10 protein-coding genes are annotated in these 13,718 nt (G+C 64.9%); 5 read left to right on the top strand and 5 right to left on the bottom strand.

Annotation, left to right across the window (positions count from 1 at the left end):
* Position 1: 1 nt before the first annotated feature.
* Both B7D75_RS15285 and B7D75_RS15280 read right to left on the bottom strand, forming a co-directional pair.
* Positions 2-1,345: an erythromycin esterase family protein gene (locus tag B7D75_RS15285; protein ID WP_043103993.1), complete on the bottom strand. Its 1,344-nt coding sequence runs from the start codon at positions 1,343-1,345 to the stop codon at positions 2-4.
* Positions 1,346-1,429: 84 nt separating this feature from the next.
* On the bottom strand, positions 1,430-2,905 hold the full coding sequence (locus B7D75_RS15280) for an FAD-dependent oxidoreductase (RefSeq protein ID WP_053814066.1): 1,476 nt from the start codon (positions 2,903-2,905) through the stop codon (positions 1,430-1,432).
* A gap of 607 nt (positions 2,906-3,512) precedes the next feature.
* Here B7D75_RS15280 and B7D75_RS15275 point away from each other — a divergent pair.
* From B7D75_RS15275 to B7D75_RS15255, 5 genes are all read left to right on the top strand, one after another.
* A complete protein-coding gene (locus B7D75_RS15275) occupies positions 3,513-4,808 on the top strand; it encodes a methyl-accepting chemotaxis protein (protein WP_043103990.1) in 1,296 nt (431 codons plus the stop codon).
* Between the two features lie 171 nt (positions 4,809-4,979).
* A complete protein-coding gene (locus tag B7D75_RS15270) occupies positions 4,980-5,492 on the top strand; it encodes a (2Fe-2S)-binding protein (protein ID WP_053817316.1) in 513 nt (170 codons plus the stop codon).
* Positions 5,489-6,478, top strand: a complete 990-nt coding sequence (locus B7D75_RS15265) for an FAD binding domain-containing protein (protein ID WP_053817315.1) — start codon at positions 5,489-5,491, stop codon at positions 6,476-6,478. The genes B7D75_RS15270 and B7D75_RS15265 overlap by 4 nt, the downstream gene beginning before the upstream one ends.
* The gene (locus B7D75_RS15260) at positions 6,475-8,679 is read left to right on the top strand and encodes a xanthine dehydrogenase family protein molybdopterin-binding subunit (protein ID WP_107114184.1); all 2,205 of its coding nucleotides are present in this window, start codon (positions 6,475-6,477) and stop codon (positions 8,677-8,679) included. The genes B7D75_RS15265 and B7D75_RS15260 overlap by 4 nt, the downstream gene beginning before the upstream one ends.
* 463 nt (positions 8,680-9,142) lie before the next feature.
* A complete protein-coding gene (locus B7D75_RS15255; protein ID WP_009315589.1) occupies positions 9,143-9,523 on the top strand; it encodes a DUF4354 family protein in 381 nt (126 codons plus the stop codon).
* 1,260 nt (positions 9,524-10,783) lie between these two features.
* On the opposite strand, the gene B7D75_RS29405 is transcribed toward B7D75_RS15255, so the two are convergent.
* The 3 genes from B7D75_RS29405 to B7D75_RS15245 form a co-directional block, all read right to left on the bottom strand.
* A complete protein-coding gene (locus B7D75_RS29405) occupies positions 10,784-11,365 on the bottom strand; it encodes a hypothetical protein (RefSeq protein ID WP_071533892.1) in 582 nt (193 codons plus the stop codon).
* Positions 11,362-12,285, bottom strand: coding sequence for a DUF4747 family protein (locus tag B7D75_RS15250; protein WP_071533893.1), 924 nt, complete (start codon positions 12,283-12,285; stop codon positions 11,362-11,364). Before B7D75_RS15250 ends, B7D75_RS29405 begins: the two co-directional genes overlap by 4 nt.
* Positions 12,286-12,551: 266 nt before the next feature.
* Positions 12,552-13,691, bottom strand: a complete 1,140-nt coding sequence (locus B7D75_RS15245; RefSeq protein ID WP_058135041.1) for a catalase family protein — start codon at positions 13,689-13,691, stop codon at positions 12,552-12,554.
* Positions 13,692-13,718: the final 27 nt, after the last annotated feature.

The following is a 13,718-nucleotide window of genomic DNA, read 5'->3' as shown; positions in this document are numbered from 1 at the left end:
CTCAGACTCCGAAGGGGTAGGTTTCGCTTTCCGCGCCGGCGCCGCCGTCCAGCGGATCCAGCGGAGTAACCGGCGTGCCGCGCTCGAACCACAGGTAGGCGTCGAACTGCTCGGCCAGCACCGCCTCGTAGTAGTGGCTCAGGCGCTCGCTCTGCGGCCGGTAGATCACCCCGATGGCGCGTTGCAGCCGTGCCTGGGCGAGGGCTTCGCGCAGCGTCCGGCGGCGCTCGCCGCGCCAGTCGGTAAGCGAGGCCGGCAGGCCGGCCTGGAGGAAGCGTCGCTCCCAGCTGTCCTCGCGCGCCGGCGGCACCTGCTTGATCCGCAGCGGCCCGCCCCAGTCATCGGCGGCCGCCACTTCGCCATGGTCGCTGCCCATGCCCAGCAGCACCGCCTCGTCGCCCCAGGCGATCCGCGCCAGCTGGCCGAGGTTGAATTCGCCGCGCCAGCCCATGGCGGTGGCCGAGGCGTCGCCGACATGCGAGTTGTGCGCCCAGACCACCGCCCTGGCGTCGCGGCCACGCTGGCGCAGCAACTGCCTGAGGGTGTCGAACATGTGGTTGTCGCGCAGGTTCCAGGACGACACCGAGCCGTGGTACAGCGACCGGTAGTACTGCTCGGCGGCGCGCACCACGCGGGCGTTCTGGGTCGCGTCGAAGAGTCCTTCGCCGTGGTCGAGGGTCTCCAGGCGGGCCCGCAGCAGATCGTCGAGCTGCTCGACCACTGCGTTTTCGCAGGAGTCGCCGCCGCCCCACTCGACCCGCGCGCCATAGGCGCCCGGATCGTCCTGCCAGGGCGTCAGGCAGGCGTAGCGTCGCCGCGCCTCGCCGGCGCGTTCCGGGTAGCGCGCGTCCAGGTAGCGCAGCACGGCGTCCATCGAGGCGCGCAGGCTATAGATGTCCAGGCCGCGAAAGGCGCAGCGCGCGGCGGCGGGGCGCTCGGCGTTGTGGCGTTGCAGCCAGCGGACGAACGCGAGCACCTCGTGGTTGCGCCACATCCAGCTGGGAAAGCGGCTGAAAGGCGTGTCGCCGCTATCCACACGGTCGTCGCCGAGCGCGCGGACATGACGGTCGATGCGCGCGGCGTCGGGCCAGTCGCCCTCGATGGCGACCAGGCCGAAGCCGTGCCGCTCGACCAGGCGACGAGTGATGGCGGCGCGCGCCCGGTAGAACTCCGAAGTACCGTGGCTGGCTTCGCCGATCAGCACCACGCGGGCATCGGCGAAGCGCTCGAAGGCGGCGCCGAACGACTCGTCGTCCAGCGCCGGCAGCGGTTCGGCGTGCCGCCGCAGCAGCGCGTCCAGGCGCGCCTCCTCGTTGGCGCGGTGTGCAGGTGCGGGTGCGGGCATGCTGGTTACCTCCCGGGGTGTGGCCGGCGCCGATCCATGCCGGACAGCGCCGAGGCTTCGCCTCTGCGCCTCCCTGCGCGCGGGCTAGAGGGTTCGTTTGGGCAGCGGCTGGCGGGCCGGACCGTGCAGCACCGCGCCGTCGGCGCGGAAGATCGAGCCGTGGCAGGGGCAGTCCCAGGTGCGCTCGGCGTTGTTCCAGGTCACCGTGCAACCCATGTGCGTGCAGGCCGCATCGACCGCGTGCAGTTGCCCGTCGTCGTCGCGCCACACCGCCAGGTGCTCCTCGCCACGGCGGATCACGCCGCCCGAACCGGGGGTCAGGCGCGCCGGATCGTCGATCCGCGACTGGCTGTCGCCGCCCTGGTTGAAGTCCTTCGCGGCCGGCCGGTCCGGGGCGAAGAGCGTGCCCCAGGGGCGTTCGCCGTCGACGATCTCCCCGGCGATGGCCAGCCCGGCGGCGGTGCCGGTGCTGATGCCCCAGGCGTTGAAGCCGGTGGCGACGTAGAGGCCCGGCGCCTTGCGTGGGTCCGCTTCGCCGACGTAGGGCATGCGGTCCGGGGTGTCGTAGTCCTCGTTGCACCAGCGCCAGGCCGCCTCGGCCACCGGCAGGTGGCGACGCGCCCAGTCCTCCAGTTCGACGAAGCGTCGCGCCACGTCGCCGTCCTGGCCGGTGTTGAAGCGCGGGCCGAGCACCAGCAGCAATGGCCCCTCGGCGTCGCGGCCGCTGCGGATCGAATGCGTGGGCGGGTCGATACCGATGAACATGCCCGGCAGCCGCGCCCGCTCCTCGAGGCGAAAGGCCATCGCCACGTGGCAGCGCGGTTGCGTCGGACTGGCGTAGTCCACCGGGGTTTCTACCGGGAGGTGGGTGGCCAGTACCACCCGGTCGGCTTCCAGCGTGCCGCCGTCGAAGGCGATCCGCCAGCGCCGGTCGTGCTCGAAGCCGGTGGCGCGGGTCCGCCGGTAGACCTGCCCGCCGCCGGCCTCCAGCGCCCGGGCCAGGCCGACCAGGTAGCGCGCGGGGTTGAATTGCGCCTGGCCGGGGAATTCCAGCGCGCCGCTGGTGGCGAATGGCAACGGCGCGCGCTCCAGCAGCCGCGCGTCGAAGCCCAGCGAACGCGCGGCCTCGGCCTCTTGGCGAAGCGCCGCAAGGCCCTCCGGCGTGTTCGCATAGGCGTAGGCCGACTGCGGCTGGTAGTCGCAATCGATACGGTACTCGCCGATCCAGCGGGCGATGGTCTCCAGCGCCTCGCGGTTGGCGTCGGCATAGGCCTGGGCCAGTTCGCGACCGAAGGTGTCGATCAGGTAGTGATAGATCAGCCCATGCTGGGCACTGATCTTCGCCGTCGAGCGGCCGCTGACCTGCTCGCCGACCTCCAGCGCCTCCAGCACGGTCACCGTCTTGCCGGCCTGGCGCAGAGCGAGGGCGGCGCTGAGACCGACGATGCCGGCGCCGATCACCGCCACCTCGCAGTCATGGTTCGTGGTCAGGCGTGGAAAGCTTGCCGGCGGGACACTGGCGGTCCAGCAGCAGCCGGTGCTCGCGGATGCTTCGCTCATGGGCTCCTCCTCGGTTTCGCGGTTTCGCGGGCCGGTACGCAACGCCCGCGTCCGGCGCGTTGGCCCGGTTCTCGGCGTCGTACCTTGCCGCGCCGACGCCCTGTGAAGGCTGTGGTCGCCTGTTCGGCGGATGGTTCCATCGGATCGACATGAGGCGGCGCGCCCGCTTGCGGCCGAAGCGCAAGCGAGCGGATGCTCCCGCGCCGATGTTCTGGAGTTGCACAGGCGGAACGCCCAGCTGGCGATCCTGCGCGTGGACTCCGGCGACGTGGTCCTGCCGATGTACCACAGCGCCCAGGGCAACGCCGCGGTGACCAAGGAAGGCATCGCGGTGGAGCGGATCGACTACCGCGTCGGCGTTGCGCTGGCGGACGTATCGGCGGGCCGCGCGTTCTTCCGCGCCCTGGAGCAGGTTGAGCGCCTACCGGGAGTGAACCCCGCCGCCAGGCACGCCGGCGGAACTGCGGCGTGCCTGGGAGACGGACGGTGCCGCGCACCGCGAGGAAAGTTGACGGACGCCGATCTACACTGGCGTTTAGCGGTAGGACGACTATCTCCGGCTCTCTACTCCCTCGCGATGGCAGGCGCCATCAAGGAGTCGTGCGCGATGCTCTTCGGCAGAAAAAGCAGGGCGGTGGAAAGCGCCGCCAAAGGTGAAGACCTGGCGTGGCGACTCGAGGCGATCGGGCAGAACGTCGCCACCATCCGGTTCACTCCCGAGGGCCAGGTGCTGTCCGCCAACCCGCTGTTCCTCGCGGTGGTCGGCTACACGGCGGACGAACTGGTCGGCAAGCACCACCGGATCTTCTGCGAGGAGGACTACCGGGCTTCCGCCGACTACGCGCGCTTCTGGAAGGAGCTGGCGGGAGGCACGCCGCAGCGCGGCGTGTTCAAGCGACTGCGGCGCGACGGCTCGCCGGTCTGGCTGGAAGCCACCTACTTCCCGGTGAAGAATGCCCAGGGAGCGGTCATCGAAGTGCTGAAGATGGCCGCCGACGTGACCCGCAACCACTCCGAGCTGCTCCTGCTCAACGCGATCAACGACGCCATGCGCCAGTCCATGGCGGTGATCGAGTTCACCCCGGACGGCGAGATACTCGACGCCAACGAGAACTTCCTGCGTCTCTTCGGCTACAGCCTCAAGTCGCTCAAGGGCCAGCACCATCGCATGCTCTGCTTCGACGAGTTCTACCGCGAGCATCCGGATTTCTGGGCCCGGCTGCGCCACGGCGAGTTCTCCCGCGGGCATTTCGAGCGCCGCACCGCCGCCGGCGAGCGGGTACATATCGAAGCCACCTACAACCCGGTGAAGGATGGCACGGGGCGGGTGTTCAAGATCGTCAAGTTCGCCATCGACGTCACCGAGCAGGTCCATCGCAACGAGGAAGTACGGCGCGCCGCCGAGCTGTCGTTCTCCACCGCGGAAGAGACCGCGCAGATTTCCACCCGCGGCATCGACTCCCTCGACCAGTCCGTCGCCCTGTCGGCCCAGACCCTGTCGATGGTCAATACCGCTGTCGGCCTGATTTCCCAGCTCACCCACCAGACCAAGGACATCGAGAACATCGTCACCACCATCCAGAGCGTCGCCGAACAGACCAACCTGCTGGCCCTCAACGCGGCCATCGAGGCGGCCCGCGCCGGCGACATGGGGCGCGGCTTCGCGGTGGTCGCCGACGAGGTCCGGCAACTGGCGGCGCGCACCAGCGGCGCCACGGTGGAGATCAAGAACGTGGTCACCGAGAACGTCAAGCTGACCCAGCAGATCAACCAGAACATGCAGACCATCGAGTCCAGCGCCCGGGAGAACAACAACCAGATCGCCACCGTGGCCGGCATCATGCAGGAGATCAGCAAGGGCGCCGAGCACGTCGCGCGGGTGGTGTCGAGCCTGTTCAAGTGAGGGCGACGCAGGTCCCGGACGGCCGCTAGGCGGCGCAGGCGTCGAGCAGCCGCTCGCCGTGGCGCGCATGGCCATGGCCGTCATTTACTTTGAACGTCTCTTCCAGGCCCCCGGTCGGACCTGAAAAAGCGGCATCCGCCGCGCCGATGCACCGACCGCGAGGCTAGCACCATGACCAATCCGGAGCCGGCGGACCAGCCGATCAGCCTGCTGATCAATGGCCAGCGCCGAGAGCTGAGAGTACCCCCGTGGCTGACGCTGCTCGACCTGCTGCGCGAGCGGCTCGACCTGGTGGGCAGCAAGAAGGGCTGCGACCACGGCCAATGCGGCGCCTGCACGGTGCTGCGCAACGGTCGCCGGATCAACGCCTGCCTGACGCTCGCGGTGATGTGCGACGGCGACGCGCTGACCACCATCGAGGGCCTGGCCGAGGGCGACCGCCTGCATCCCCTGCAACAGGCGTTCATCCGCCACGATGCCTTCCAGTGCGGCTACTGCACCCCCGGACAGATCTGTTCGGCCCTTGGCCTGGCGCGCGAGGGGCGGGCGCGCTCGCGGGCCGAGATCCGCGAGGGCATGAGCGGCAACCTGTGCCGCTGCGGCGCCTACGGCAATATCCTCGACGCCGTGGAAGACGCCTTACCGCTGCTCGATCGCGACGGGCAGGGAGGGCCGCGCACATGACGCCCTTCGCCTATGCCAAACCGGCCGACATCGAACAGGCGCTGGGCCTGGCCGGTCCGGAGTCGCGCTACATCGCCGGCGGCACCAACCTGCTCGACCTGATGAAGGAAAACGTCGCCAGGCCCCGGCGGCTCATCGACATCACCGGCCTGCCGCTGCGCGACATCCGCCGGACGCCCACCGGCGGCCTGCTGGTCGGGGCCCTGGTCAGCAACGCCGAACTGGCCTGGCATCCCGCCGTCGAGGCGGATTATCCCTTGCTCGTCCAGGCGATCCTCGCCGGCGCCTCGCCGCAATTGCGCAACATGGCCAGCACCGGCGGCAACCTGTTGCAGCGTACCCGCTGCCAGTATTTCTACGACACCGCCACGCCATGCAACAAGCGCGAGCCGGGCAGCGGCTGCCCCGCACGCAGCGGGCTGAACCGCAACCATGCGATTCTCGGCGCCAGCGAACACTGCGTGGCGGTACATCCATCCGACCTGTGCGTGGCGCTGGCGGCGCTGGAGGCGAGGGTGCATGTGCGCGGTCGTGCCGGCGAGCGGCGGGTCGCTTTCGCCGACTTCCATCGCCTGCCGGCGGACACGCCCGAGCGCGACAACTGCCTGGCCGGCGACGAACTGGTCACCGCCATCGAGCTGCCGGCGCCGCGCTTCGCCCGCCATTGCCACTACCTGAAGGTGCGCGACCGGGCCTCCTACGCCTTCGCCCTGGTCTCGGTGGCGGCGGCCCTGGAACCGGACGGCGAGCGCATCGGCGAACTGCGTCTGGCGCTCGGCGGGGTGGCGCACAAGCCATGGCGTGTCGCAGAGCTGGAGCAACGCTTCAGGGGGCACCCGGCGAACCGCGACAGCTATGCGCGCTTCGCCGAAGCGCTGCTGCGTGATGCCAGGCCGCTGGCCCACAACGCCTTCAAGATCGGATTGGCGCGCAACGCCATCGTTCGCGCACTGGAAGAAGCCCACTCGGGAGGGATCGGCCAATGAGCAGCCTGCCACACAGCACCGGGCAAGCCCTGGATCGCGTCGACGGTCCGGCCAAGGTCACCGGCCAGGCCCGCTACGCCGCCGAATATCCCGCCGCCGATCTGCTCCATGGCAGCGTGGTCAGCAGCCACGTCGCCCGCGGCCGGGTGCGCGGCATCGACTGTGCGGCGGCGCTGGCGGTTCCCGGGGTGGTCGCGGTGCTGCACCACCTGAACCGGCCGCCGATGGCGGGCGACGCCGAGCCCTACAAGGACGCCGATGCCGCCGAAGGCGAACCCTTCCGCCCGCTGTTCGACGACCGCGTCCTGTACAGCGGCCAGCCCCTCGCCCTGGTCCTGGCACGGAGCCTGGAACTGGCCCGCCACGCGGGCTCGCTGCTACGCATCGATATCGAGCCCGAGCCGCACCAGACCGACCTGCTGGCCGCCCTCGACCAGGCCCATGAGGCTCCCGCCGAACTGCCCGCCGAGCGCGGCGATTTCCAGCGCGCCTATCACTCCGCGCCGGTTCGTATCGACGCGAGCTACAGCACGCCGAGCGAGCACCACAATCCCATGGAGCCACATGCGTCCACGGTCATCGTCCAGGCCGACGGCAGCCTGCTGGTGCACGACAAGACCCAGGGGACGCAGAACAGCCAGGCCTACCTGCAAAAGGTCTTCGGCCTGCCCGGCGACAAGGTAAGGGTCTGTGCCGCCTACGTCGGCGGCGCCTTCGGCTCCGGCCTGCGCCCGCAATACCAGTTGGCCCTGGCGGTGATGGCGGCGCTGCAACTGCGGCGGTCGGTGCGGGTAGTGCTGACCCGCCAGCAGATGTTCACCTTCGGCTACCGGCCGCGCACCCTGCAGCGCCTGCGACTGGGCGCCGATGCCGAGGGGCGCCTGCTCGCGCTGGGCCACCAGGCGACAGCGCAGACCTCGCGCTTCGAAGACTTCACCGAGCACGTGGTGGAGTGGAGCGGCATGCTCTACCGCTGCGAGAACCTTTCCCTGGCCTACCGCCTGGTGCCGCTGGACGTCTATACCCCGCTGGACATGCGCGCCCCCGGCGCGGCGCTGGGGCTGATCGGGCTGGAATGCGCGATGGACGAACTGGCGGTGCGGCTCGGCATGGATCCGATCGCGCTGCGCCGGATCAACTTCGCCGAGCGCAACGGCAACGAGGACAAGCCGTACTCCAGCAAGGCGCTGCTGGCCTGCTACGAGGAAGGCGCCCGGCGCTTCGGCTGGCAGGCCCGCGACCCACGGCCACGGAGCATGAGCGAAGGGCGCCGGTTGCTCGGCTGGGGCATGGCCGGCGGCGTCTGGGAGGCCATGCAGGGCAAGGCCAGCGCCAGGGCGCGGCTGGAGGCGGACGGCCTGCTGCGGGTGGCCAGCGCGACCACCGATATCGGCACCGGCACCTACACGGTGATGACCCAGATCGCCGCCGACGCCGCCGGCATGGCGCCGGAAGAGGTGCGCTTCCAGCTTGGCGACAGTGCGTTGCCGAAGGCCCCGTTGCAGGGCGGTTCGTCCACCGTCTCTTCGGTCGGTTCCGCCGTCCGCCTGGCCTGCCTGCGCCTGCGCCAGGCCCTGGTCGCCCATGCCAGAGCCCGCCATCCGGAACTGGCCGGCGCCGCCGAAGAGCGCTTCCGCATATGCCGGGGCCACCTGGAAGCGGGCGATACGCGATACGCCCTGGCCGACCTGCTGCAAGGGCTGCCGGACGACGCGTTGCAGGTGGAGGTGGAAGCTGAACCCTCGGCGCGGCGCGAAGGTTACGCCAGCGCGAGCCATTCGGCAGTGTTCGTCGAGGTGCGCGTCGACGAAGCCCTCGGCAGCCTGCGCGTGAGCCGGGTGGTCAGCGCGGTGGCGGCGGGGCGGGTGATCAACCCGAAGACCGCGCGCAGCCAGATCCTCGGCGGGGTGGTCTGGGGCCTGGGCATGGCCTTGCAGGAGGAAACCCAGGTCGACCATGCGCTGGGCCGCTGCATGAACCACAACCTCGCCGAGTACCACATCCCGGTGAACGCCGATATCGGCGATATCGAGGTGATCTTCGTCGACGAGCCCGACGCTATCGTCAACGAACTGGGCTCCAAGGGCGTCGGCGAAATCGGCATCGTCGGCGTCGCCGCCGCGGTGGCCAACGCCGTATACCACGCCACCGGCCGCCGCCTGCGCGACTTCCCGCTGACCGTCGACAAGTTGCTTGGCTGAACCCGGCAGCCTGCGCAAGCGGCTTGGCGGCCCCCCGCCGGGTCGCCGGGGTGGACTCGCTCCCCGCAACGGAGTCGAACACGGCATGCCGCCGACAGCCTCGGTGGCGCCCTCGCCGAGCGCTACCGCGATGCCGGTCCAGGCGCACTTGTTGCATCGCGGCCACGCCGAAGCGGACCTGCCCGGCGCCCATTGGGCCATCGCCTGGGCCGAGCGTCCGGCCTGTGGTTGCAAGCGTTCGAGGGCAGCCTGGCGGGCGCGAGGACCGTGTGGGGCCGAAGACCGGCGTTCCGCGTAGCGAGCGATTTTCGCCTGGAAGCACGGTTGCGGGAAAAGTTCCGCTGGAAACCCTCCGACTTGCAGAACACGAGGCGCCCCGCATTCCTTGGCACTGCGCTTGATAGCGGCGAAAAGACCCACGGAAAATCACCGGGTCGTTCAGTCTTTGCCAAAGGAAATCAGTATGAAGAACGCAATGGCCCTGACCCTGGCCGGCCTGCTGGCCGCACCTTCCCTCGGCTTCGCCGCCGCGCCGGACGCAGTGATGGTCTTCGCCCGCCAGGGCGACAAGGGCAGCGTGTCCGTCGGCGACAAGCACTTCCGCACCCAGGCCTTCAAGGTCCGCCTGGTGAATGCGGCGAAGAGCGAGATCAGCCTGAAGAACAGCTGCCTGGTGGCGCAGTCCGCCGCCGGCCAGTCCTTCAGGCTGGATACCGTGGACGAGGAACTCACCACCGAGACCCTCAAGCCGGGGGCCACCGTCGAAGGCGACGCGATCTTCGCCTCCGAAGACGACGCGGTGTACGGCGCATCGCTAGTCAGGCTGAGCGACCGGTGCAAGTAGGCGACTAGCCGTTGCGCAGCGAAAGCCGCAGGGCAGCCTCGGCGGCTTTCGGGTGCGAGGAAACGGCTTTCGAAGGTTTCGGCGCGAATCTGAAATCATTCAGGGCGCGTTTCCGGTGCTTCTGGTTGCCTGGGCTGGGGGCCGAATTCCAGTTACCCGGGCCTAGGGGAGGGTAGACATCGTTCCAGGCTGCGCCCGAGCGAGGCGCTCGACCCACAAGGCACGCCCCAACCCTCTCCTGCGTGCGGAAGAGGGTTGGGGCGAGGGCCAGCAGCACAATACCCGCCAACACCAGATTCCAAAAACCGAATCCGCACCACTCAAGCCGCAGCTATTGCGGTTAGCAGTGGGGGGGAGGTTGTGGTTCTGCGGGTGGCAAAAGGTGTGCCGTTCAGGTATGGGAAAGGGCTATGGCTTAGGGAGGGAAGGGCTGTATACGGCCCAGACCGTGTAAAAACGCAGCAAGCGATGGCAATCCACTGCCGGGGGATTTTCTCAGTGTCCAAAGCGACTGGAATCGGCTCTTTATTTCGGCCACATCAATAGTTTTACTTCCAACACCCTTCCATATGAGCACGCCACTCTCATTAAGAACAGATGTTACATTTTGCTTGATCAATGCTGCATTTGATCCGGGTGTGCTCAAGATGAATAATTTATGCTTGAAGAGTAGCAAGATTCCCGCATACAAATTTCTAACGCTAGAGACAAGGCGGTCATCGCGCCAATAATCATTTAGGCCGGTCTGAATAGAGCGAATAGCATTGTCAAACGAGCTTACAACCACCCACCATCAATCCAATAAACTTCGAGCTTTATCTTGGGGCTCTAACACCCATTAGAGAGGCAATAGCTTAGGGCCGCCGGTCCAGTATTTGTAGGAGGTTTCCTTCGGGCTGCGAATATAGCAACTAAAGGCCCCAAGGAAATATTGATCGCGGATGCAGCAAGCGTGACATTAGTCGCTGCCAAATAAGGTGTGAACTATCTATTTACCAAACGGCAAGCGGGCGACAGAACGTATGTGTAATGCGGAGGCTGCGGTCATTATGAGGCTATACCGTAACAACGGCATGCCCCCATAAGGATCAGAAGCGCAGTTCTTCCTCAGCGTGACCAATCCTCTACGGGCGGATGCCAGCCGGGGCAGTCCATCTCCTCCACCATTTTTCCTGCCCGCTCTCGCAGCCTGCCCTTGTACATCTGCATGCGGTCAAGCTCGGCGCTTGCGCCCTACTGCCAGCAGGATCAGCCTCCAAACTACTTGTCTTCATCATCAACAGATGTCGTCACATGTGTTTCATACCATCTAGCAACGCGAAAAATGGAGAACGTTGCGGCGAGCAAAAGCAGTGATGAATAGGCAAATATTAGAAAGCCAAATCCCCACCCCAGCACATTGAGAAAAGGAAGAAGCTCCAAATAAAATCTTGGAGCGGTCGCCCAAATAAAGAAGAGAGACTTGGCTATTAGAGCCATTAGAAATGCAGCGCCTTGCCACACAACAAAATTAACAAAGGCGACTACGATATCCAAGAATGGAGAGCTAGGGCTATCAGAGTCTTTATAGGCGATAATCCTTTTGAACCCTTCATCGCTAACGCTAAAGAAAATTGCTAGACCCGCAAGGGTAAATCCTAGAAAAGTCGGGGCAACAGATATAACTGTATCCCACCACTCAGGTCTAGACCAAAATCTGTAGCAAATGGCTGTACAAAAAATAGCAACGTGAAAGTATGGAGAAACAAGAAGAGCCCTCCACCCACCATACAATTTCCAATAGCTTCCCCAGACCTCAAAAACCGAGGACCATGAGCCTTTTACCTCAGTCCAGAGGCTCATCGACCACCAAAAAATCTGGCATGCAAACTTGCCGCGAAATTTTGCAAACTACTGCGTTCCGACTGGATATTGGAATCATAACTCACAACTTCTTGTAGAGGATGCTTCTCTGTAGATAGAGTGACGACCTCACCGTTCGAGTTCTGTCCACGAGCACGCACCTCGCCATTGTTGGCGGCTATCTTAATAAGAATTTTCGTTTCATCGTCAGGCTTAATCCCACTGCTTGATGCTTCGGTAAGAGTAATCTCAGATCTTTTAATATTTTGTTTCTTCAGTCTTGCCTGCATCAGTGCCTCAGCACTTTTCTGGTCGTCTGGATTAGGTTTATGGATGTCTAAATAAAGACTCTTTAGCCTACTGAGAGAAAGTATTTGGCTAATAGACTCTTCACTTGGCACCACCGTTAGCTTAATCTCGCCAAACCGGCTAAACTCTGCGCGCTCAACGACACGCTCCAAATATGACAGCAAAAACTTTGGAGACAATTGCGCCCCGCTACGCGAGGAAACAAAATACAAGCGGTGCCCTTTGGGATAGAACACGTAAGAAAACTCTTGCAGATGCGGTTTAAGATGATCCGGAATAGATATCTTACTAAGCTCTCCTTTATCTGCAGCAGTTCTCTTCTGCGTATCGAACCAAGGTTCGGCAGCGTCGAGCTTAAAGAATTTATATACTACACCTGTAACTCCTTCTTTATCATTTCCATCGTTGACTGCCGAGCATGAACCAATCATGACAGCAGATGTACCTCGAACCTTCACAGGGTCATCGCTGGAGAATATCTCACGCCAGAGTTCAGCATATTTCTCTGGGCTATGAGGATGAAGTACGATATTTATTGCAGATACACGATATGTACGCTCTCGCCCTTTCACCTGTTTAGACGTATGTTTTTTAATAGGTGCTTTTGCCATTTTCATTCCTTAGTTTTGGCAGAGATTCGATTCATGATGGCACATCGCTTGAGGCGTTGACAGCCTCCTATCCCAACCAAAGTCTACCTTGGGGTCGCCTTTGCAAATTCAGCAGCCTGGGATTGGCGTCCCAATAATGCGGACCGAAAGGGGCAAATTTATTTGCTACTGACCGGCCGCTTCTGGCCGTTTTCTGCCAGTCCAAATTGGCGAAATCAATACCAATGAGAGACGCCATACGCAGCTACCTTCCACCACCCAACCCCTCATCCATTCCTCCCCAACCTATACCCACTGACCGCCTCGTAAACCGCCTTCCGCAACCGGTTGATCCCACCGATCGGCCGATGCTCCGGCAGCGCGTGCCAGGGGTTGAACGAGAGGTTGTCACAGAACAGGTTCTGTTCACGGCTATCGAAATCCTGAGCTGGCACAATGATGTCAGCTATGGTAGCGAAGGGCGCGTCCGACTCCTTCCATTCGACGCTGGTGTCTTCGATGGGCATGTACTTGCCCGGATCCTGGCGCTGCACCTGGAAGGCGTAGCAGGCGGGGGCGCGGTCGATGGAGAGTTGCTGGTACAGGGCGGCGCGGAGGAAGTTGGGCAGGTCCTGGTTCTGCTTCGGTAGCTGGTAGGCCGGGCACTTCTCCGGGGCGGGGACGACGCGGAACTTGATGTTGTGTTCGCCCAGCTTGTACGGCGAGATGCCGTTGTAGCCGGCGTGCAGCGGGCTGTCCGGGGCGGGGGCGAGGGTGCGCAGGGCGATCAGCAGGTGGCGCAGTTCCCAACTGGTGGGGTTCCAGTTGGGGAAGAAGGCCAGGGCTTTCTTGCCGTCGGCCTGGGCGGCGAAGTTCTGCCGGTATTCGGCGATGTCGCGGATGAAGAACACCGGCTGGTTGAACATGACGAAGTCCTGCTCGCTGTCGTGGCCACGGCCGGGCAGGAGTTTCTCGCCGGGCACGTCGAGCAGCTTGATGGCCATGCCGCGTGCGTCGTTCTTGCTGTCGAACTGCGGGTAGGCGTTGCCGTTGGAGAAGCGTACCCAGGCGTTCCAGGTCTTGCCCGCTTCGGCGAACACGCCGCGACGCAGGGTTGGGTCGAGGTCGGCGCGTACCTTGAATTCGGCCTTCACGCAGCCGTGGGCCTTGGCGTGGGCATCGCGCAGGACGCGGGTGTTGTCGCGGTGCTGTTCGACCACGCGGATGGCGTCCTGGATGATCGCCTGGGTGATGCGGGCTTCGTCCGGGGCGATCTGCTCTTCCGCGGACACCGGGCCGGAGAATTTCCAGGCGTAGTAGAGGCTGCCGATGGCCCAGCCGCCGAGGCCGACGGCCAGCAGCAGGAGCAGCAGGCGGCCGAGCCATTTGCCGAGGAACAGCCAGGCGTGGGTGAGGAGTGCGCGCATGGAGTGGGTGTCCTTGGTGGTGTGCGT

It is taken from the genome of Pseudomonas paraeruginosa (genome assembly GCF_003025345.2).
Lineage (GTDB): Bacteria > Pseudomonadota > Gammaproteobacteria > Pseudomonadales > Pseudomonadaceae > Pseudomonas > Pseudomonas paraeruginosa.
This window is presented reverse-complemented; position numbering and strand designations above follow the sequence as displayed.

Bases quoted from the DNA above. Each gene is read 5' to 3' on its own strand.
- B7D75_RS15285 (WP_043103993.1), bottom strand. From the start codon at position 1,345: ATGCCCGCACCCGCACCTGCACACCGCGCCAACGAGGAGGCGCGCCTG.
- B7D75_RS15280 (WP_053814066.1), bottom strand. From the start codon at position 2,905: ATGAGCGAAGCATCCGCGAGCACCGGCTGCTGCTGGACCGCCAGTGTC.
- B7D75_RS15275 (WP_043103990.1), top strand. From the start codon at position 3,513: ATGCTCTTCGGCAGAAAAAGCAGGGCGGTGGAAAGCGCCGCCAAAGGT.
- B7D75_RS15270 (WP_053817316.1), top strand. From the start codon at position 4,980: ATGACCAATCCGGAGCCGGCGGACCAGCCGATCAGCCTGCTGATCAAT.
- B7D75_RS15265 (WP_053817315.1), top strand. From the start codon at position 5,489: ATGACGCCCTTCGCCTATGCCAAACCGGCCGACATCGAACAGGCGCTG.
- B7D75_RS15260 (WP_107114184.1), top strand. From the start codon at position 6,475: ATGAGCAGCCTGCCACACAGCACCGGGCAAGCCCTGGATCGCGTCGAC.
- B7D75_RS15255 (WP_009315589.1), top strand. From the start codon at position 9,143: ATGAAGAACGCAATGGCCCTGACCCTGGCCGGCCTGCTGGCCGCACCT.
- B7D75_RS29405 (WP_071533892.1), bottom strand. From the start codon at position 11,365: ATGAGCCTCTGGACTGAGGTAAAAGGCTCATGGTCCTCGGTTTTTGAG.
- B7D75_RS15250 (WP_071533893.1), bottom strand. From the start codon at position 12,285: ATGGCAAAAGCACCTATTAAAAAACATACGTCTAAACAGGTGAAAGGG.
- B7D75_RS15245 (WP_058135041.1), bottom strand. From the start codon at position 13,691: ATGCGCGCACTCCTCACCCACGCCTGGCTGTTCCTCGGCAAATGGCTC.